Source organism: Halomonas sp. (assembly GCF_014859505.1).
Classification (GTDB): domain Bacteria; phylum Pseudomonadota; class Gammaproteobacteria; order Pseudomonadales; family Halomonadaceae; genus Halomonas.
Window position 1 is genome coordinate 13,211 of the sequence record NZ_JACUUD010000007.1, and the last position, 19,572, is coordinate 32,782.

At 65.3% G+C, this 19,572-nt stretch carries 22 protein-coding genes and 1 tRNA gene; 17 read left to right on the plus strand and 6 right to left on the minus strand.

What is annotated here, in order from left to right:
- Positions 1–19 precede the first annotated feature (19 nt).
- Both IBX53_RS01985 and IBX53_RS01990 read left to right on the plus strand, forming a co-directional pair.
- Positions 20–1,114, plus strand: coding sequence for a hypothetical protein (locus tag IBX53_RS01985; protein ID WP_290904538.1), 1,095 nt, complete (start codon positions 20–22; stop codon positions 1,112–1,114).
- Positions 1,115–1,597: 483 nt separating this feature from the next.
- Positions 1,598–2,476, plus strand: coding sequence for a hypothetical protein (locus tag IBX53_RS01990; RefSeq protein ID WP_290904546.1), 879 nt, complete (start codon positions 1,598–1,600; stop codon positions 2,474–2,476).
- An 80-nt stretch (positions 2,477–2,556) separates the two neighbouring features.
- Here the strand turns inward: IBX53_RS01990 and IBX53_RS01995 are convergent, their stop codons facing one another.
- Positions 2,557–3,168, minus strand: coding sequence for a superoxide dismutase (locus IBX53_RS01995; protein ID WP_290904548.1), 612 nt, complete (start codon positions 3,166–3,168; stop codon positions 2,557–2,559).
- Positions 3,169–3,438: 270 nt separating this feature from the next.
- On the opposite strand from IBX53_RS01995, the gene rmuC reads away from it, so the two are divergent.
- Positions 3,439–4,857 (plus strand): DNA recombination protein RmuC, encoded by a 1,419-nt coding sequence (gene rmuC / locus IBX53_RS02000; protein ID WP_290904552.1) that lies wholly within the window; start codon positions 3,439–3,441, stop codon positions 4,855–4,857.
- A gap of 33 nt (positions 4,858–4,890) precedes the next feature.
- On the opposite strand, the gene IBX53_RS02005 is transcribed toward rmuC, so the two are convergent.
- Entirely contained in the window at positions 4,891–5,031 is a 141-nt protein-coding gene (locus tag IBX53_RS02005; RefSeq protein ID WP_290904555.1) for a hypothetical protein, read from the minus strand.
- Positions 5,032–5,106: 75 nt separating this feature from the next.
- Between IBX53_RS02005 and IBX53_RS02010 the strand changes: the two genes are divergently transcribed.
- Positions 5,107–6,342, plus strand: a complete 1,236-nt coding sequence (locus IBX53_RS02010; protein WP_290904558.1) for a DUF4236 domain-containing protein — start codon at positions 5,107–5,109, stop codon at positions 6,340–6,342.
- 134 nt (positions 6,343–6,476) lie between these two features.
- Positions 6,477–6,944, plus strand: coding sequence for a hypothetical protein (locus IBX53_RS02015; RefSeq protein ID WP_290904561.1), 468 nt, complete (start codon positions 6,477–6,479; stop codon positions 6,942–6,944).
- Between the two features lie 10 nt (positions 6,945–6,954).
- Here the strand turns inward: IBX53_RS02015 and IBX53_RS02020 are convergent, their stop codons facing one another.
- Positions 6,955–7,668, minus strand: a complete 714-nt coding sequence (locus tag IBX53_RS02020) for a murein L,D-transpeptidase family protein (RefSeq protein WP_290904563.1) — start codon at positions 7,666–7,668, stop codon at positions 6,955–6,957.
- A gap of 52 nt (positions 7,669–7,720) precedes the next feature.
- A tRNA-Pro gene (locus IBX53_RS02025) sits at positions 7,721–7,797 on the minus strand.
- A gap of 211 nt (positions 7,798–8,008) precedes the next feature.
- Between IBX53_RS02025 and IBX53_RS02030 the strand changes: the two genes are divergently transcribed.
- The 3 genes from IBX53_RS02030 (at position 8,009) to IBX53_RS02040 (ending at position 10,808) form a co-directional block, all read left to right on the plus strand.
- Positions 8,009–9,637 carry a BCCT family transporter gene (locus IBX53_RS02030; protein WP_290904584.1) on the plus strand — a complete coding sequence of 543 codons (1,629 nt, stop codon included), beginning with the start codon at positions 8,009–8,011 and terminating at the stop codon, positions 9,635–9,637.
- 83 nt (positions 9,638–9,720) lie between these two features.
- Positions 9,721–10,077, plus strand: coding sequence for a CidA/LrgA family protein (locus IBX53_RS02035; protein ID WP_290904588.1), 357 nt, complete (start codon positions 9,721–9,723; stop codon positions 10,075–10,077).
- Positions 10,074–10,808 carry an LrgB family protein gene (locus IBX53_RS02040; RefSeq protein WP_290904591.1) on the plus strand — a complete coding sequence of 245 codons (735 nt, stop codon included), beginning with the start codon at positions 10,074–10,076 and terminating at the stop codon, positions 10,806–10,808. The genes IBX53_RS02035 and IBX53_RS02040 overlap by 4 nt, the downstream gene beginning before the upstream one ends.
- 60 nt (positions 10,809–10,868) lie before the next feature.
- Here IBX53_RS02040 and IBX53_RS02045 read toward each other — a convergent pair whose 3' ends face one another.
- Positions 10,869–11,222: a hypothetical protein gene (locus tag IBX53_RS02045; RefSeq protein WP_290904594.1), complete on the minus strand. Its 354-nt coding sequence runs from the start codon at positions 11,220–11,222 to the stop codon at positions 10,869–10,871.
- 161 nt (positions 11,223–11,383) lie between these two features.
- On the opposite strand from IBX53_RS02045, the gene IBX53_RS02050 reads away from it, so the two are divergent.
- From IBX53_RS02050 to IBX53_RS02070, 5 genes are all read left to right on the plus strand, one after another.
- Complete coding sequence (locus tag IBX53_RS02050) at positions 11,384–11,557, plus strand: DUF2970 domain-containing protein (RefSeq protein ID WP_290904597.1); 174 nt, start codon at positions 11,384–11,386, stop codon at positions 11,555–11,557.
- A 135-nt stretch (positions 11,558–11,692) separates the two neighbouring features.
- Positions 11,693–12,814, plus strand: a complete 1,122-nt coding sequence (coxB, locus tag IBX53_RS02055; protein WP_290904600.1) for a cytochrome c oxidase subunit II — start codon at positions 11,693–11,695, stop codon at positions 12,812–12,814.
- Between the two features lie 44 nt (positions 12,815–12,858).
- On the plus strand, positions 12,859–14,493 hold the full coding sequence (gene ctaD / locus IBX53_RS02060; RefSeq protein WP_290904603.1) for a cytochrome c oxidase subunit I: 1,635 nt from the start codon (positions 12,859–12,861) through the stop codon (positions 14,491–14,493).
- A 34-nt stretch (positions 14,494–14,527) separates the two neighbouring features.
- Positions 14,528–15,127 (plus strand): cytochrome c oxidase assembly protein, encoded by a 600-nt coding sequence (locus tag IBX53_RS02065; protein WP_290904606.1) that lies wholly within the window; start codon positions 14,528–14,530, stop codon positions 15,125–15,127.
- Positions 15,124–15,984: a cytochrome c oxidase subunit 3 gene (locus tag IBX53_RS02070; protein WP_290904609.1), complete on the plus strand. Its 861-nt coding sequence runs from the start codon at positions 15,124–15,126 to the stop codon at positions 15,982–15,984. The genes IBX53_RS02065 and IBX53_RS02070 overlap by 4 nt, the downstream gene beginning before the upstream one ends.
- Before the next feature lie 66 nt (positions 15,985–16,050).
- Here IBX53_RS02070 and IBX53_RS02075 read toward each other — a convergent pair whose 3' ends face one another.
- The gene (locus IBX53_RS02075) at positions 16,051–16,245 is read right to left on the minus strand and encodes a DUF2909 family protein (protein ID WP_290904613.1); all 195 of its coding nucleotides are present in this window, start codon (positions 16,243–16,245) and stop codon (positions 16,051–16,053) included.
- A gap of 10 nt (positions 16,246–16,255) precedes the next feature.
- On the opposite strand from IBX53_RS02075, the gene IBX53_RS02080 reads away from it, so the two are divergent.
- Genes IBX53_RS02080 through cyoE form a run of 4 tightly spaced genes read left to right on the plus strand, consistent with a single transcriptional unit; the run spans position 16,256 to position 19,560 of the window.
- On the plus strand, positions 16,256–16,996 hold the full coding sequence (locus tag IBX53_RS02080; protein WP_290904616.1) for an SURF1 family protein: 741 nt from the start codon (positions 16,256–16,258) through the stop codon (positions 16,994–16,996).
- Positions 16,996–17,544: a hypothetical protein gene (locus tag IBX53_RS02085; protein WP_290904618.1), complete on the plus strand. Its 549-nt coding sequence runs from the start codon at positions 16,996–16,998 to the stop codon at positions 17,542–17,544. Before IBX53_RS02080 ends, IBX53_RS02085 begins: the two co-directional genes overlap by 1 nt.
- Positions 17,545–17,603: 59 nt before the next feature.
- Complete coding sequence (locus IBX53_RS02090) at positions 17,604–18,629, plus strand: heme A synthase (RefSeq protein WP_290904621.1); 1,026 nt, start codon at positions 17,604–17,606, stop codon at positions 18,627–18,629.
- On the plus strand, positions 18,622–19,560 hold the full coding sequence (gene cyoE, locus IBX53_RS02095) for a heme o synthase (protein WP_290904624.1): 939 nt from the start codon (positions 18,622–18,624) through the stop codon (positions 19,558–19,560). Before IBX53_RS02090 ends, cyoE begins: the two co-directional genes overlap by 8 nt.
- Positions 19,561–19,572: the final 12 nt, after the last annotated feature.

The following is a 19,572-nucleotide window of genomic DNA, read 5'->3' on the forward strand; positions in this document are numbered from 1 at the left end:
TGAAAAGGGTACCAGCTGAATGATCGCAGCACACAAATACCTCCCCGTTCCACTCTGGTCAGCGCTGGTGCCGATTATCTCCCTGGCGGTAGCGGCGGCGTTAATCGCCTTGTGGTCGGGGTCTGTTCCCGGGCTACTTGTACCAGTTGCGGCCATACTATTATTCGCCTCGGTCCTGGCGGCCGTACATCACGCCGAAACGATTGCGCATCGGCTGGGGGATCCATACGGCGCCATTATTCTCGCGCTTGCCGTGACGGTCATCGAGGTCGCGCTCATCGTCTCGGTCCTGCTTGCGGCGCCGGCGGGAACCAGTGAAATCGCTCGCGATACGGTCTTTGCGGCCATCATGATCGTGTTGAACGGCATCGTTGGGCTGTGCCTGCTGGTTGGAGGACTGCGTTTTCGCGAACAGGAGTTTATTGCACGGGGTGCCGTAGGGGCGCTTGCCGTGTTGGCCACGGTCGCCGTGCTTGCCCTGGTGTTGCCCAATTACACGGTTGCGGTACCGGGTCCCGTTTACGCCACGCCGCAATTAGTGTTTGTGGCGATCGTGTCGTTTGCGCTTTATGGCCTGTTCCTGTTTGTACAGACGGTGCGCCATCGTGGGGATTTCAGCGATCCGCGACTGGAGACATCCTCCGATCACAAGCCGGGGCGACAGCAGATGAGTGCCGCGCTCGTTCTACTTCCGGTTGCACTCATCGCCGTCGTGCTGCTGGCCGAGACCCTCGCCCCGTCAGTCGAGCATGCGGTGGCACGTGCCGGTCTACCCGCTGCACTTGTCGGGGTGGTGATCGCCATGACAGTCCTACTGCCCGAGGGCATGGCTGCGCTGCGTGCCGCTTGCGCCAACCGCATTCAAAGCAGTCTCAACATGGCGCTAGGCTCGGCAATGGCCAGTATCTGCCTGACCATTCCCACGGTCGCCGTCCTGTCTATTGCAATGGGTCAACCGCTGACACTAGGCCTGGAGGCAGAGCATATCGTGCTGCTGCTGTTGACACTGTTTGTGGCAACTCTTTCCCTAGCCATGGGTCGTACGACGATCCTGCAGGGGGGTCTCCACCTGGTGATTTTTGGAGCCTTCCTGACACTGGCTGCGATGCCTTGAGTGTCGAATCGCCGATTGAGGTTGCCACGAATGTTCGAACCAGCCACCAGTCTCTGATCAGAACTGAGACGTCGGGGCGGCCCTGCCGCCCAGGAAGTGACGGCGGCTGATCTCCGCCATCATGCGCTCATGGAAACCCTGCCGCAGTAGCGAACCGCAGCAACAGGTGCCGTGAGCCGAGGAAGCGATCGGCGAAAGGGGTCGATTGGCAGGGAGCATGAAGAATCCTGTCTCGTGGGCAATTGAAGCTTGAGCACTATCAAGCGGGCGTCACAAGGCCTTGGTATCAGGTGTCCCTTGGCAAAGTTTGATGAAAGGATCAGATTGTAACAACACGAAATCAGCCCAGAGTACGACCCGGAGCGAACCCCGCCGTATGACATCCTTACCTTTCAGTGGCGGAGATAACGCCTTTTGAAAGAGAGCCGTGTCGTGCGTCTGCGCGAATGCCACCGCAGGCGCCTGGAAGACAGAGGAAAACTTATGCATCTCTCACCTCGCGCCCGCATCCTGCTCCGCGAAGCTACCCAAAAGCTGCGCACCCGGCCCGATATGGAAAAGATGCGCAGCAAGGTGGTGGATGAGATTGTCGCCTGGTGTGAGGCCCACGATATCGAGCCCGGCCCGCGGCTGACCCATGGCCGCCTGCGCCTGGATCGCGACCTGCTCGACCGGATCAATGACACCCTGGCCGCCCTGGGCCATCCCCGCCTCGAGAACTCCCTGGCCGGGCTGACCAGCGCCGAGCAGGCGCGGCTCGGGAATCTCGAGCACAAGAGCGTTCGCGAGAATCCGCGGGAGCATCGCGTGCTGGCCAGCCTGCCCGCAGAGGATTCGCGGCCTGGCCTGGTGAGCCGCCCTCGTGACGTCCTCGACCTCGACTGGCGGGATATCTCACTGGATGCCTTCGACGTGCTGATCCAGGTAGAGAACCTCGACGGCTTCTATGCCTTCGACCCGGTGATATCAGCGCAGGCAGGCTGGTACCGCCCGCTGGTGCTCTACCGCGGTGATCGCCACTACGGCGGCGCCTTCGCCAGGTTGGCCGGGGCCTGGAAACGCGTTGGCAAGGCGCACCTCTACTTGGGCGACTTCGATGCCGCCGGGCTTCACAATGCATTGGGCAGCGCTGCGACCCATCTGGTGCTTCCGCCGCTGGTATTCCTTGCCAGCCAGGCCAGCGGCGAGCAGCTGCCGGCGGAGCAGTACCCCCTCCAGGCCTCGCTTCGCGACCACGCCGCGGGCCTGCCGGCAGACCATCCGCTGGCCAGCTACCTGGCCATCCTGCTCGGCGAGCAGCGCGGTCTGCTCCAGCAGTGGTTCGGCCCCGTCGAGGCACTGGAAGTCGTGCCGATGGCATAAACGACATCGCCGCACCCGAGGGCGCGGCGATGCACGTTCACAGAGAGCCTGGGTCCTCTGTGGGACGAGTCAGCGACTCATCAGGCCATGGCGGCCTGGTAGCGGCGCTCCACTTCGTCCCAGTCGATGACGTTGAAGAACTCGGCCACGTAGTCCGGGCGCTTGTTCTGGAATTTCAGGTAGTAGGCGTGCTCCCAGACGTCCAGGCCCAGCACCGGGGTGTTGCCGTTGGAGAGAGGGCTGTCCTGGTTCAGGGAGTTTTCCACCACCAGCGTCTTCTGCGGGGAGACACAGAGCCACGCCCAGCCGCTGCCGAAACGGCCCAGGGCGGCCTTGGTGAAGGCCTCCTTGAAGGTGTCGAAGCCGCCGAGCTCCTTGTCGATGGCCTGGGCGACCTGGCCCTTGGGCGAGCCACCGCCGTCGGGCGACATCATCTGCCAGAACATGCTGTGGTTGGAGTGGCCGCCGCCGTTGTTGATCACGGCCTGGCGCTTGTCGGCCGGCACGCGATCCAGGTTGGCGAGCAGCTCGTCAACCGGCACCTCCTCGAGGCCGGTGCCCTCGAGGGCGGCGTTCAGGTTGTTGACGTAGGTCTGGTGGTGACGGGAATGATGGATCTCCATGGTCAGCGCATCGATATGCGGTTCCAGGGCATCGTAGGCATAGCTGAGGTCGGGCAGGGTATGCGGCATTGTCGCACCTCCTTGGTGGGTGGTTGGGGAATCATCCTCAAGAACACCCGATATCATGGCAGAGACGCCGCCGGACGGCCAATAAGGATCATTATCGGCTCATATAGGCAAGGTCAATCGGCTAGGCTGAAACTGCCTTCACCATCAGGACATGCCTCCGGGTTTTCCCGGTCCGGGGAAGATAAGGGTAGACTCGCAGTTCATTGAATATCAGCCTCTCATCATATCCGAGGCGCCTGCTGATCCAGAAGAGCACATCCGGAGCCCTGAATGCCCATCGATCTGGAACTCGCCCTCATCGTTCTGGTTACCCTACTGCTCGGTGCGGCAGGGGGCTTCGCCCTGGGCCGAGGCGGGCTCAGGGCCGTCCGCGACGCGCTCGATGCCACCCGCGCCGAGCTGCATGCCCAGCAGTTGGAGGCCCGTGAGCAGACCGTGGCGCTGCAGGTGGCCGAGGGAGAGCTGGAGACCCAGCGGGAGGCCGTGGCCGCCCGGGCGCGGGAGGTCGAGCACTTCCGCGCGGCCTACTACGCGCTGAGGCAGACCCACGGCGAGCTGACCAGCCGCCTGGAGGAGAAGGAGGCCAGCTTCAGCCGCCAGCTGCAGTGGATGGAGCAGAGCAAGCAGCAGCTCAGGGTGGAGTTCGAGAACCTGGCCAACGAGCTGCTGGAGCAGAAGGGCAAGGCCTTCTCGTCGCTCTCCGAGCGCAACCTGCTGGGGCTGCTCAAGCCCTTCCAGGAGGAAATGAAGGGCTTTCGCGAGAAGGTGGAGACCCTGCACACCCAGGAGACGGCGCAGCGGGCCAGCCTCACCACCGAACTCAAGCATCTGCAGCAGCTCAACCGCGACATCACCGACCAGGCGGCGCGCCTCACCGAGGCGCTCAAGGGCCAGAAGAAGGTGCAGGGCAACTGGGGCGAGCTGATGCTGGAGAACGTCCTCGACAGCGCCGGCCTGCGCCCGGGCGAGGACTACCAGCGCGAGAGGAGCTTCACTACCGAGGAGGGCAAGCGCCGTCCGGATGCGCTGGTCTATCTGCCCCAGGGGCGCCATCTGGTGATCGATGCCAAGACCTCTCTCGCCGCCTACCTGGAGTACGTCAACGCCGAGGATGAGCTGACCCGCCAGCAGTCGCTGGCGGCTCACGCCCGGGCGGTGGGCGCGCGCATCGAGGAACTGGCCGACAAGCACTACTACGACCTGCCGGGGCTCAACTCCCCCGAGGTGGTGATCATGTTCATCCCGGTGGAGTCGGCCTATATCGAGGCGCTGCGCCACGATAGCACCCTCTACCAGCGGGCCATCGAGCGCAACGTGCTGGTGGCCACGCCCATCACGCTGCTCACCAGCCTCAACATCGTCAGTCAGCTGTGGCGCTTCGAGAACCAGAGCCGCCACAGCGCCGAACTGGCCAGAAAGGCGGAGCGCTTCTATCACAAGCTGGGCTCCTTCCTGGAGAGCATGCAGGACGTAGGGAGAAAGCTCGACGGCGCCCGGGTCAGCTACGACAGGGCGCTGGGTCAGCTGGTCAACGGCAAGGGCAACCTGATCAAGCAGGCCGGCGAGTTCCAGGAACTGGGCGTTGCGGTCAAGAAGGAGCTGCCCGCCGAGATGCTCGAGCGTGCCAGGCTTGAGGTGGGCGCTTCCATGGAGCCCGAGCCCTCGCCGGCGGACGCCCGGGAGCGATGAGCGAGCCCTGGCTATTCAGGGGAGAGGCGTGCTTCAAGAGTGCCACTGGCGGGCGCTGAGCTGGTTCACCTCGGTCAGGGTGCCGTTCCAGGTCGTCTCCGGATGGTTGGCCATGGCCATGAAGCCGTATTGTTTCTCGGGGTTGTCGAAAAGGATGTGCAGACGCGTTGGCAAGGTGAGATTTTCTTGTTGGAGTGCTGGGGCAACCCGGCATGGCCGTTGTGATGGTGACAGGGACAGGGAGTAGAGATGGCCTTTCGTTTTCAGCGCCGTATTCGTCTGGCGCCCGGGGTGCGCCTCAACCTCGGCAAGCGCGGCCTGGGGCTCTCGGTGGGCCCGCGCGGCGCCAGCCTGAGCATGGGGCCGAGCGGGGTGCACGGCCATGCGGGGATTCCCGGCACCGGGCTTGCCTACCGCACCAAGCTCACCGCTAACGGCGGTGCCGACAGACAGGGCGAGGTCGGCTCGGGGGCGACGGCATCAAGCAAGGCGGCGGCACTGGAAGCACTGCTTGCCGCAGGCGGCAGCCTGCCGGTGCAGCTGGAGGTGGGGCGGGGCGGCCAGGTCAGCTACTTCCACGCCGATGGGTCGCCCATCTCCAACGCCGAGGCCCGGGTGCTGCGCCGACACGCCGAAGACTCCCTGCGCGAACAGCTTCGTGCCCACTGCGAGCGGCTCAATGCCGATCTCGACCGCCTGGGGCGGCTTCACGAGGACACGCCGCCACCCGAATCGGGGGGCTATGTCACGCGTGACTTTGCCGAGCCGCCTCCGCCGCCGTTCCAGCCCCAGCCCTCCGACTGGCGGCATGCGCTGTGGTCGCCGGCCAGGCGTCGCCTCGAGGAGGAGAATCGCCGGCGGCGCGCCGAGTTCGACGAGTGTTACCGGGCCTGGGAGTGGCGAAAGGCGGAGCACGACGCGGCGGAATTCTCCCGCCACCTGCGTGAAAGTGAAGGGGTGTGGGACGATCCGGAGGCCATGGAGCTGACGCTGCGCGAGCGCCTGGAGGAGATCGACTGGCCCCGCGAGACGCTGATCGACTTCGATCTGGGCAGCGACGTGCGTACCATCGCCGTGGATATCGACCTGCCCGGCGAGGATGAGATGCCCGACCGCTACTGGGGCATGCCCCCCAAGCAGCTCAGGCTCAGCCCGCGCAAGCTCGGCGCCACCCGCCAGCGCGAGCTCTACCGCGACCATGTACACGGCATCGCCTTTCGGGTGCTGGGGGCGGTGTTTGCCCGCCTGCCCGCCGTGGTGGAGGCTCGCGTCTCCGGCTATCGCCAGGTGCCTGATACGGCCACCGGCGGACAGCGCGACCAGTATCTCTACAGCGTCAAGGTGAGCCGGGAGCAGTGGGGCAGGATCCACTTCGACCGCCTCGACCAGGTGGATCCGGTGGCCGCCATGGAGGCCTTCACCCTGCGCCGCGACATGACCAGGACCGGCATCTTCCGGGATATCGAGCCCCTGAAGCTGGTGTAAACGGCAGAAGCCGATGCAGGTGTGCCAGGTCAAGGCGGCGAGCCCGGCAGGCGGTTATGCTGGACCCATGCTGATGACCAGCGCCCTGCGCCGCCATGGAACCGGCGCAGAGTCCCCATAGGGAGGCCACCCAGATGAACATCCAGCACCGCATTGACCGCCCGTATGAAGCCGGCTGCATCGAGGTGTACGGTGACGAGCCCTTCGAGTGGCGCATCCTCGACCACGCCGGGCACCTCGTCCGCGACAGTGCCGGCAATGGCAGCGGCACCGGATGCGGCTACGACTCGCCGACCCTCGCCCTGCGCGACGCCATCGCCTTCGATGCCGATGACAGCGTGGTGCCGATCTTCTTCCGCCACGGTGCCGACGCCGAACGGGAGAATGCCGCCCAGGCCCACCGCACCGCCGACACCCTGCGTGCCCTGGCCCTGGCCCTGAAGAGCGCCGGCAGCCAGGCGGTGCTGGATAGCCGCCATGCCACCGACGATGAGGCCCAGGATTACCTGGAGGCGAGAATCGCGGTGATGGAACGCATCGTCCAGGAGCTCGAGGAGGCCGCCGGGCGCCTGCATGCGGCCACCCCGGCCGCGGCGGGCTGATTCTGCGGACCTACTGGATCAGCACCGGCGTATCGATCTCCACCAGTGAGTGAAGCAGGTGCACCTGATCGTTCTCGACGGCCAGGCAGCCTTCGGTCCAGTCGACCCGCCGATTCAGGAAGGGGTCGCGGTTGCCCAGGCCATGGATGCCGATGTCGCCCCCCAGGGCGGTATTGGGGTAGGAGAGGCGGTGCTGCTCGTAGTGACGGCGAATCCGCTCGGCCTCCTCCTCGGTGATGAGCCCCTCCGACAGGGCCTGGTCGGCCACGCGCGGGTTCGGGTAGTTGATGCCGATGAAGGTGGCGTACTGGCTGTTGGGGTTGATCCGTTCGACCCGGAACTCCCCCTTCGGCGTCATGGCGCTGCCCCGGGTGCGCAGGTCGACGGCGCCGTTGATGCCGATGGCAAAGTGGGGGATCTCATGGATCACGCGCCGGCCGCGCACCACGGAGAGCGTGCGCTCCTTTACGCTGATATGCAGCCAGACCACCCCATCCTCTACGGGCAGCAGGCTGATCCCCGTCGCCACATCATCCAGAAAGTGCTGCCCCGGCGAGCTTCCCACATGGCTCGAAGGCGGCTCCGCCGTGTCGATCAGAGACGCGATGGCAGGGCCGGCGGCCAGCAGCAGGGCCAGCGGGGCCAGCGGGAAGAGAGCAAGGGGCTTGAGCGAGCGGGTGAGCATGGGCGGCAGCATGGTGTGATGAGGACGTGTGGCGGGCATACTAAAAACGCCGCTTCGGTGTGACCCTGAGCGGCGTTTTCTCGATGTTGAGTGGTCGGAGCGACAGGATTCGAACCTGCGACCTTTGCAACCCCATTGCAACGCGCTACCAAGCTGCGCCACGCTCCGACTCTGTTTTCGGCTTTTTGGCCGTGTGGCCTGTCCCCCGAGAACGAGGCGTATACTAGCGCGTTCTCGGGCAAATGGAAAGCCCCTTTTGCACTTCCGTTTCAATCGCTTGGCGCGCCGGCCGCTGGGGTAAGCGCAGGCGATGCTCTATCATGGGGAGGCTGACGGGCGGCGTTGCTCGCTCACTCGATGATATCGGCTCGGAGAGGACATGTACGGACAGGCGCAGCGCGGGCTGCTGAAGGGCATGAACCCACGCGTCACCCTGGTCACCATCCTGGTGGTGGCGGTGGCACTGGTCTACGGCGCCTTCTTCACCGAGCGCCTGGCCGCGGGGCTGGGCGCCGCCCGCGGGGTGCTGGATCCCTTCCTCGAATGGTATTACGTGCTGCTGGTGGCCTTCCTGCTGCTGTTCATGGTGTGGCTGGGCACGGGGCGCTTCAAGAACGTGCGCCTGGGCGGTGACTTCGAGCAGCCGGAGTTCGCCTTCTTCTCCTGGGTTTCGATGCTGTTCGCCGCGGGAACGGGGGTGGGCATCCTGTTCTGGGCGGTGGCCCAGCCGATCCTGCAGTTCCAGGGCAACCCCTTCATCGCCGAGGGGATGACGCCGGATGCCGCTCGGGTCGCCATGCGCCTGACCTACTTCCACTGGGGCCTTAACGGCTGGGCGATCTTCTCCTTCGTGGCGCTGGTGCTGGCCTACTTCAGCTATCGCTGGAAGCTGCCGTTGACCATCCGCTCCTGCCTTCAGCCGCTGTTCGGCAAGCGAGTGGAAGGGGGGCTGGGGGATGCGGTGGACGTGCTGGCGGTGTTCGGCACCGTGTTCGGGATCGCCACCACCCTGGGGCTGGGCGTGCAGCAGATGAACGCGGGGCTGGGAGCGCTGTTCGGCCTGGAGAGCTCGGTGTGGCTGCAGCTGGCCGTGACGGCGGTGATCATGTCCGTGGCGACCATTTCGGTGGTATCCGGCGTGAAGAAGGGGGTGCGGCTGCTCTCGGAAGCCAACTTCTGGCTGAGCATCGCGGTGGTGGTGTTCCTGCTGCTGTTCGGGCCGACCCAGTACCTGATCGCCATCACCATCGAGTCCGCCGGCGACTACATCCAGAACCTGATGGGGATGACCTTCCACACCAACGCCACCCGAGACGATGGCTGGCAGGCAGAGTGGACGGTGTTCTTCTGGGGCTGGTGGCTGGCCTGGTCCCCTTTCGTGGGCATGTTCATCGCCCGGGTCTCCCGCGGCCGCACCTTTCGCGAGTTCGTGATGGGGGTGCTGCTGGTGCCCACGATGATCACCGTGGTGTGGATCGGACTGTTCGGCGGCACGGCTCTCTACCACGAGCTGTTCGGCGTGGGCGGCATCGTGGCCGCGGTGGATCGGGACGTGGCCACGGCGCTGTTCGCCACCATCGAGGCGATGGGGCTGGGCGTGGCGGGGCAGGTCGTCTCCTTGGCGCTGGTGGTGCTGATCGCCACCTACCTGATCACCTCGGCCAACGCCGGCACCCTGGTGATCAATACCATTCTCTCCGGAGGGGATCCGGAGCCGCCGACCTTTCACCGCATCTTTTGGGGGGCGGTGCTGGGTCTGTTGACCGCGGTGCTGCTGACGGCCGGCGGTCTGGAGACCCTGCAGGCGGCGGTGATCATGGCGGCCCTGCCGTTCTCGGTGGTGATCATGCTGATGATCGCTGGGCTGCTCAAGGCGCTGCACCGCGAACGCTATGCGGCGCGTACCGGCGAGCGGGCCGAGGCGCCCCGCGAGCCCTGGGCCGACCTGGACGATGCCGGTGTCCAGCCGGTGCCGGTGTCCGATGACGAGGTCCACAAGCCGCACTGAACGACTTTCATGAACGAGCGGTAAGGAACGAAAGGGCGACCGGGGTCGGCAGGGCTGGCTCCCCAGACAGGAGAACGGGTGCAATGCCATTGATCATGGGGATGAGCGTGCTGCTGATCTGCCAGTTCCTGGGGGAACTGCTGGCCCGCGGCCTGATGTTGCCGGTGCCGGGTCCGGTGTTCGGCATGGTGATCTTGCTGGCGGGGCTGATGGTGCGCGGCAAGGTGCCGGACAGCCTGCGCCTGACCGGCGAGGGGCTGCTGCGCTACCTGACGCTGCTGTTCGTGCCAGCGGGGGTGGGGCTGATGGTCCACTTCCGGCTGATCGGCCAGGATTTGTGGCCGATCCTGGTCACCCTGGTGCTCTCCACGGCGGTGACCCTGGGCGTGACGGCCTGGGTGCTGGATCGCCTGAACCGGCGGCGGGGGAGTCGCTCTTGAACGTCGCCGATCTGGACCAGCTGTGGGTCTACCTCTCCGGCAGTCCGCTGCTCTCGCTGTTGGCGACCCTGCTGGTGTTCGCCCTCGCGGTGCGCATCAACAGGGCGTTGAGCGGTACCCCGCTTTTGCATCCCGTCACGCTCTCCATCGCCATGCTGATCGGGCTGCTGATGCTGGTGGACATGGACTATCCCACCTACTTCGAGGGTGCCCAGTTCATCCACTTCCTGCTGGGGCCCGCCACCGTGGCGCTGGCCATTCCGCTCTACGATCATCGCGAACGGGTGCGGCGCCTGCTGGGCCCACTGCTGATCGCCTGCATGACGGGGATCGTGACCGCGGTGGCCTCTACCCTGGGGCTGGCCATGGCCCTGGGTGCGCGGCCGGAGACCGTGCTCTCCCTGGCGCCGCGCTCGGTGACTTCGCCCATCGCCATGGGCATCGCCGAGCAGATCGGCGGGATCCCGTCGCTTGCCGCCGGCCTGGTGCTGCTGACCGGTTCCATTGGCTGTGCGCTGTCGCCCTGGGTGTTCCGGCTGTTGAGGGTACAGGACCCCGCCGTTCAGGGCTTTACCCTGGGCCTGGCCGCCCATGGCTTCGGTACCGCCCAGGCCTTTGCCCGTATCGGGGCGGTCGCCGGCGCCTTCTCGGGGCTGGCCATGGGGCTGACCGGTCTGCTTACCGCCTTTCTCCTGCCGTTGCTGATCCGGCTGTTCGGCCTGGGAGGGTGATCGACAGGAGAGCGGCGCCAGATGGCGCCGCTTCGGCTTATGAGGGGGAAGTCGGGGGAGTCAGATCTCTTCCCAGAGCCGCTTGCGGAAATCATGGCTGAGCTGGGCGGCATGTTCCATGCGCGTATGCTGGGCATCGGTTACCTGCTTGACGAGTTTCTGATAGCAAGCCTGGACCTCCTCGGCCGTGGCGGGCTTCTCGTTGTGCAGGCACTCGGTCATCTCCTGGCCGGTTTCGGCGATTGCCATGAGAAACTGTGCTTCGAACTTCATCGCGTCCGCCAGGCTTTCCATCCAGGCCGCTTGCATCTGCGCCATGGGGTTGGCGCCCTTCATCCACTGTTCCTGCCACCAGGCCAACATGGGGTTGGCATTCATCATGCCCGTGTCCATGCCGATGGGATTGGTCTTCATGATCGCCTCCTAAGCGGGCCCCATGGGGCGCGCTGCGGGGAATTGAGAGTTAGCATCTAGAGTATAGTTGAGGTGGCCTGGGTCGTGCCGCAGGAGCCATGCTTTCATGATACCTGTCACACCGCCCCTGCGACCCGGATAAGCAGACAAGGAGTTGGACCATGTGGGGTGTGATCAAGTCGGTGCTGGCGGCGTTCTTCGGTGTGCAGAAGGAACAGCAGCGCCGAGAGGATTTTAAGCAGGGCAGGCCAATGGCATTCATCGTCGTGGGCCTGGTGATGGGGCTGATCTTCGTCGTCGGGGTGGCAGCGCTGGCCATCTCGGTCGCGCGCTGAGGGTGGCCGCGTTGAATCTGGCGTTGGTACGCCGGGCATCTGTGGCAGTTTGTCGCGGCAGGGCCCTGTATACTGGCTTGGAAACACAGCTAATGTTGCGTTAACCGCAATGACAACAATAAAGAGGAGGAGCCGATGCGCACGCCGTTCGTGTGGATGGTGGGCTGTCTGATCGGGCTTGGGTCGATGCCCGCTGCAGTCGCCAGCGGTTGGAACATGCCGGTAGGGGTCACCGACCTGAGCCGCGAGATCCACTCCCTGCACATGATCATCTTCTGGATCTGCGTGATCATCGGCGTGGTCGTGTTCGGGGTGATGTTCTATTCCCTGTTCAAGTTCCGTCGCTCGCGTGGCGCCGAGGCGGCCAACTTCCATGAGAACACCACGGTGGAGGTGCTGTGGACCGCCATTCCCCTGCTGATCCTGGTGGGCATGGCGGTGCCGGCCACCGCGACTCTAAAGAAGATGTACGACGCCTCCGATGCCGAGCTCGATGTGATGATCATCGGCCAGCAGTGGCGCTGGCGCTACGAGTACCTGGGCGAGGAGGTCGCCTTCAACTCCAGCATGAGCACGCCCCGCGCCCAGATACGCGGCGAAGAGTCGCGCGATGAGCACTATCTCCTCGAGGTGGATAACCCCCTGGTGCTGCCCATCAACCGCAAGGTGCGCTTCCTGATGACCTCCGACGACGTCATCCACTCCTGGTGGGTGCCGGATTTCGCTGTCAAACAGGACACCATTCCCGGTTTCGTCAACGAGAACTGGGTGCGTATCAACGAGCCCGGCATCTATCGTGGCCAGTGCGCCGAGCTGTGCGGCATGGACCATGGCTTCATGCCCATCGTGGTGCATGCCATGGAGGAAGAGGATTTCGAGGTCTGGCTTGCCGAGCGCAGGGAAGAGGCCGAGCAGGAGGCCATGGGCGTCGACCGCGAATGGGCCCTGGATGAGCTGATGGAGCGGGGCGAAACGGTCTACGCCAGCATCTGTGCCTCCTGCCACCAGGCCGAAGGGCAGGGCGCTGCGCCGGCCTTCCCGGCGCTGGCAGGCAACCAGCGGTTGATCGACGACGCGGACTGGCACCTAAATACCATTCTCAACGGCGTGTCGGGAACGGCGATGCCCGCCTTCCGCAGCACCCTCAACCCCGTCGAGCTCGCCGCCGTGACCACCTGGACACGTAATGCCTGGGGTAACGACACCGGGGATGCTATTCAGCCTGCCGCGGTGGTCGAGAAGTTGGCGAACCAATAACTGCACAACAACAACCGCACAATGACAGATCAGGGAGATTCACGATGGCGCCCAAGCTGCCTCCGCATCACCCCGTCGAGCAGAGCACCTCGGCTACCGCCGGCGGCCAGGCATCCGCCCATCATGCGCCGCCGCGCGGCATCCTGCGCTGGCTGCTGACCACCAATCACAAGGAGATCGGTAGTCTCTACCTGATCTTCTCGCTGATCATGTTCTTCATCGGCGGGATCTTCGCCCTGGTGGTTCGTGCCGAGCTGTTCCAGCCGGGACTGCAACTGGTCAATCCGGAATTCTTCAACCAGATGACCACCATGCATGGCCTGATCATGGTCTTCGCGGCAGTCATGCCGGCCTTCACGGGGCTGGCCAACTGGATGATCCCGCTGCAGATCGGCGCGCCCGACATGGCCCTGCCACGGCTGAACAACTTCAGCTTCTGGCTGCTTCCGGTGGCCTTCCTGCTGCTGCTCTCCACCCTGCTGATGCCGGGGGGCGGTCCCAACTTCGGCTGGACCTTCTACGCTCCGCTTTCCACTACCTATGCGCCGCCGTCCACCACCTTCTTCATCCTCTCGCTGCACATCGCCGGCATCAGCTCGATCCTTGGTGCGATCAACATCGTCGCCACCATCATCAACATGCGCGCCCCGGGCATGCGGATGATGGACATGCCGCTGTTCGTCTGGACCTGGTTGATCACCGCCTTCCTGCTGATCGCGGTAATGCCGGTGCTGGCGGGGGTGATCACCATGATGCTGATGGACATCAACTTCGGCACCCACTTCTTCAATGCCGCCGGCGGCGGTGATCCGGTGCTGTTCCAGCACCTGTTCTGGTTCTTCGGGCACCCCGAGGTCTACATCATGATCCTGCCGGCCTTCGGCATCGTCTCGGCGATCATCCCGACCTTCGCCCGCAAGCGGCTCTTCGGTTACGCCTCCATGGTCTACGCCACGGCCTCCATCGCCATCCTCTCCTTCCTGGTGTGGGCGCACCACATGTTCGTGGTGGGGCTGCCACTGGCCGCTGAGCTGTTCTTCATGTACACCACCATGATCATCGCGGTGCCCACCGGGGTGAAGGTGTTCAACTGGATCACCACCCTGTTTCGCGGCTCCATTACCTTCGAGCCACCGATGCTGTTCGCCCTGGCCTTCGTGGTGCTGTTCACCATCGGCGGCTTCTCCGGCCTGATGCTGGCCATCGCCCCGGCGGATTTCCAGTATCACGACACCTACTTCGTGGTGGCGCACTTCCACTATGTGCTGGTGCCGGGGGCGGTGTTCGCGATCATGGCCGGGGTCTACTACTGGCTGCCCAAGTGGACCGGTCACTATCCCAACGTGAAGCTGGCCCAGTGGCACTTCTGGCTGTCGGTGATCGGTGTCAATCTCACCTTCTTCCCGATGCACTTCGCTGGGCTTGCCGGTATGCCACGGCGAATCCCGGATTACGCCCTCCAGTTTGCCGATTTCAACCTGGTGTCGAGCCTGGGGGCCTTCATGTTCGGTGCCTCTCAGCTGGTCTTCGTGGCCGTGGTGATCCTCTGCGTGCGCGGTGGCGAGAAGGCACCGGCCAAGGCGTGGGAAGGTGCTGAGGATCTCGAGTGGAGCGTGCCGAGCCCGGCGCCGCTGCATACCTTCGAGACGCCGCCGACCTTTCAGCGCCATGAGCACTGAGCAGAAATCGGCACAGTGCCGCAGGAGGTGATCCATGACTGAGTTCGAACGCCGCACGCCCGAGGCCAATCCCGGCGTGCGCCGCACGGTGGTGCGCTCGGTGGCTACCCTGGTGGGCATGTTCGCCTTTGCCTTCGCCCTGGTGCCCCTCTACGACGTCTTCTGCCGCGTCACCGGGATCAACGGCAAGGTGGAGACCACCGCCCAGGCCATCGTGCACGAGGGGGTGGACGACTCGCGCTATGTCACGGTGCAGTTCATCACCCGCAACGGGTCGGGGCTGCCCTGGAACCTCGAGGTGGAGACCCGCCAGGTTCGTGTCCACCCGGGGCAGAGCACCGAGGTGGGGTTTGCCTTCCATAACGCCAGCAGCGAGGGCACCTGGGGGCGGGCGGTGCCCAGCGTGTCGCCCTCCAACGCCACGCGCCACCTGCGCAAGGTGAGCTGCTTCTGCTTCGAGGAGCAGCACTTGGAGGCGGGCGAGCGCCTGGAACTGCCGCTGGTATTCCAGTTGTCCAGGGATCTGCCTCCCGAGGTCAATACCGTAACCCTGGTCTATACCCTGTATCCCGTCACCCGTGATGAGGCGCCGCTTCAGGCCCGGGCGACTGCTGGCAAAGGAGATGAGGCATGAGCGGTGGTAGCTACTACGTTCCGTCAACCAGCAAGTGGCCGATCCTGGGCTCGCTGGCCCTGGGCCTGATGATGATCGGCACCGGCATGGTCCTGGTGCACGACCGTGGGACTCCCATCATGACGCTCGGCCTCCTCGCCGTGCTGGCGGTGATGGGGTTCTGGTTCCGCGATGTGGTGAAGGAGTCCCGTGGCGGGCTCTATGATGCCCAGATGGACCGTTCCTTCCGCCAGGGCATGGGCTGGTTCATCTTCTCCGAGGTGATGTTCTTCGCAGCCTTCTTCGGGGCGCTGTTCTACATCCGCACCTTCGCCCTGCCATGGCTCGACGGCGAGGGGGCGAAGGGCGTGGCGGCGCTGCTGTGGCCGGAGTTCACCGCCAGCTGGCCGCTGATGAGCCCTCCAGACACGGCGGTGGCCGGCCCCCGCGATACTTTCAGCCCCTGGCAGCTGCCGCTGGTCAACACCCTGATCCTGGTGGCGTCGAGCATCACCCTGACGGTGGCCCACGAGGGGCTGAAGGAGGGGCACCGTGACACCACACGCAACTGGCTGTTCGCCACCCTCCTGCTGGCCATCAGTTTCATCACCATCCAGGGCGTCGAATACTACGAGGCCTATGTCCACTATGGCATCACCCTGGAGGCGGGGATCTACGGAGCGACCTTCTTCCTGCTCACCGGCTTTCACGGCGCCCACGTGATCATCGGTGCCACCATCCTGGCGGTGATGCTGGTGCGTGTGTTGCGCGGCCACTTCTCCAGCGACAACCACTTCGGTTTCGAGGCCGCCTGCTGGTACTGGCACTTCGTGGACGTGGTGTGGATCGGCCTGTTCCTGTTCGTCTATGTCTTCTAGGGTCGTGCTTCCCACCCCGGTCTTTCAGTGCGCCGCCGTCCCGGGCGGCGTCTTCCGGGGAAACGATCAGCCGGCGAGGCCGCCGGTGTAGAAGCCGTATAAAAGCAGTGCCAGCAGGGTGGCAGCCATCGCGACGCGAACCTTGAGTGACACCAGCAGTCGGCGCGAGCTGGCGCCGTCGCGAAGCAGGAAGCCGGCACCGGCGGCAAGGCTCGCCAGCATGGCCAGGAATACCAGCGCGATCAGGACCTTGAGCAGCATGGAACACTCCTTGAACGATTCTCCCTCTCAGCATGCCCGTCGCGGACCGTGGCGGCAACGCCTTTGGTGGGTGCTGTGGGCGCCGCTGGTGCTGCTGGGACTGGGGCTCGGGCTGTGGCAGTGGGAGCGGGCCGCCGAGAAGCGCGACTACCTAGCGGCCCTCGAGGCGGCGCCGCACCTCGAGGCGCCGCGCCAGCTGCCGCCGGATGGCAGCCGGCTGACCTTGAGCGGCGAGTACCTGCCGGAGCTGACCCTGTTTCTCGATAACCGGGTTCTCGATGGGCGTCACGGTGTGGCGCCACTGACGCCGCTGCGCACCGACGACGATCGCGTATGGCTGGTACAGCGTGGCTTCCTGGCCAGCGGCGCCGGCCGCGAGACGCCCGAGGTGGCTACGCCCTCCGGGCGTGTGACGCTGGAGGGGCGTTGGCAGGTAGCCGGCAAGGGGGCGCCGCTGTTCGGTCCCAACCGCGAAGGGCAGCGCCTCCAGCGGATTCAGCTCGATGCGTGGGAAATGCCCTTCGCCCATGACGGCTGGCTGCATCTCGAGCAGGGCCCCGGCCTTCTGGCCCCCTGGTGGACCCCCAGCGTGATGCCCCCCAGCCGACACCTGGGCTATGCGGTGCAGTGGTGGGGACTGGCGCTGGCCGCTCTGGTGGTGATGGTGATCGGTGGTCGGCGCCTCGGGCGTGACCGGCGATCGACCGATGCCGAAGAATCCTATCGTACAGACAAGCAGGAGAGCTTGTGATGAGTCAGACCTCTCGAGCACGCGCTTCCCGCTTCAAGGTCCTGGCACTGGTGTCGCTCTTTGCACTGCCGCTGCTGGTGGCCTGGGCCATGGTGACCTGGCGGGTCGGTATACCCGAGCAGCGTACCGCCCATGGTGACCTGGCGCCTGATATCCCGGCGCTGTCGGCCTGGCCACTGGTGGGTGAGTTCGCCCCGGCCGTGGCCGGTGACTGGGTGTTGGCCTTCGACTGCAGCCGCGACTGCGCGGTTCTGGCCGATCAGTGGTGGCGCCTGCATCGGGCCCTGGGTCGCGAGGCGCCGCGGGTCAGTCGTCTGCGCGTCGGTGGTGACGCCGACGCGCTGCCCGGCGAGGCGGTGGCGAACTGGACCGAAAGACCGGTGTGGCACGCCCCCGACCGTCTCTGGGTGCTGGACCCCCAGGGCCTGCCGGTGCTTGCTTACGGGCCCGAGGTGTCGCCACGCGACGTACTCGATGATGTCAATCGCCTGCTGCGCATGAACCCCGAGGTGCTGCGTCGGGAAGAACCCGGGCTGGCGGGACGATAGGGAAGACAGTGATGAAGGCAATGACGAATGGAGAGTCTCGGCGCCGCCTGCGATGGCTTATGGTTCTTAGCCTGGTGGGGGTGGTCTTCACCGTGGCGGTGATTCTGGTGGGGGTGTTCACGCGGCTGGTGGATGCCGGCCTGGGATGCCCGGACTGGCCGGGTTGCTACGGTCGCCTGGTGGTGCCCGATGAATCCCGAGCCATGGCCCACACGCCCGAGGCGCCGCTGGAGACCTTTCAGGCCTGGGTCGAGATGGTGCATCGCTACGTGGCCTCGGCACTGGGGCTTCTGGTGATCGCCCTGGTGGTGCTGGGCGCGCCGCTGCGTCGTCGACCCGACTACCCCTTGGGGGTCAGCCTGGCTCTGCTGGCGGTGATCCTGATGCAGGGGGCCTTCGGGGCCTTCACCGTGACCCTCCAGCTGTGGCCCCAGGTGGTGACCCTCCACCTGCTCGGGGGGCTGTCGGTGATGCTGCTGTTCCTGTGGCTGCATCTGAGACTGCGCCGCTTCGCCGGCGGCAGGCTGACATTTGGCGGCGTAGCGCCGCCGCGGCGTCCGCTGACGGCACTCTGGGGGCTCGCCGTGGCACTGCTGGTGGCGCAGATTGCCCTGGGGGGCTGGGTCTCCAGCAACTACGCCGGTATCGCCTGCCAAGGGTTTCCCACCTGCAACGGCCAGTGGTGGCCGGCCATGGACTGGAGCGAGGGGTTTCACCTGACTCAGAGCGTGGGGCCCAACTACCTGCATGGGCAGTTGCATGCCGATGCGCGCACGGCGATCCAGATGGGCCATCGCCTGGGGGCCCTGGCGCTGGGGCTGGTGCTGCTGCTGCTGGTCATTCGCCACTGGCATGAGGCGCGGCTGAGGCCCTGGCTGGGGACCCTTATGGGCCTCTATGTGGTGCAGCTGGGCCTCGGCATCGCCAACGTGCTGCTGTGGCTGCCACTATGGCTGGCCCTGCTGCATACTGCCGGGGCGGTAGTACTGGTCATTGCCATGGCCCTGGCGATCTGGGTGTGGCGTGAATCCGAAGCGGCGCAAGCATTACAACAATCGACCAAGAAGGAGTGGGTCCATGTCTGAGGCCATGATGACGCAAGTTCGCACGGCGGCGTCCGTGCCGCTGGAGTCGGCCCGCTGGGGCTGGCGAGACCTGCTGACCCTGTGCAAGCCGCGGGTGGTGGTGGTGATGCTGGTGTGTGCCCTGGTGGGCATGGCGCTGGCGCGTCCCATGCTGCCATCGCTTGCCGTTGTGTTCTTCGGGCTGGCTGGCATCGGGCTGGCCGCCGGAGGCGCCGCGGCCTTCAACCACGTGGTCGACCGGCGCCTGGATGCCATGATGCTGCGCACCTCGCGTCGGCCGCTGGCGTCCCGCCGCATGCCCAGTGCAGTGGCGTTGATCTGGGCCACCCTGCTTTCGGTGGCGGGCATCGGCCTGCTGGCCTGGCAGGTCAATGCGCTTACCGCCTGGCTGACTCTGGGCTCGCTGATCGGCTATGCGCTGGTCTATACCGCCTTTCTCAAGCACGCCACGCCCCAGAACATCGTGATCGGCGGTGTGGCCGGGGCGGCCCCGCCGCTGCTGGGGTGGACCGCGGTGACCGGCCAGGTCGGGCCCGAGCCCCTGCTGCTCCTGCTGATCATCTTCGCCTGGACGCCTCCGCACTTCTGGGCGCTAGCGCTTCACAAGCGCGAGGAATATGCCCGGGCCGGGGTGCCGATGCTGCCGGTGACCCACGGCGAAGCCTTCACCCGCCTGCAGGTGTGGCTCTATGGCTGGCTGACTGTGGCGGTGACCCTGATGCCTTTCGTCATCGGCATGAGCGGGGCCTTCTACCTGATGGGCATGGTGGTGCTCAATGCCCGCTTCATGTTCTGGAACTGGAAGGTATGGCGTGGTCAGGATCCAAAGGCCCCCCTGGCCGCCTTCTGGTTCTCGATCCGCTATATCCTCGGAGTCTTCGGGGTCTTGCTGCTGGACCACTACGCCATGGCCTGGTCCCTGTGGGGGTGATGCCGAGGCACG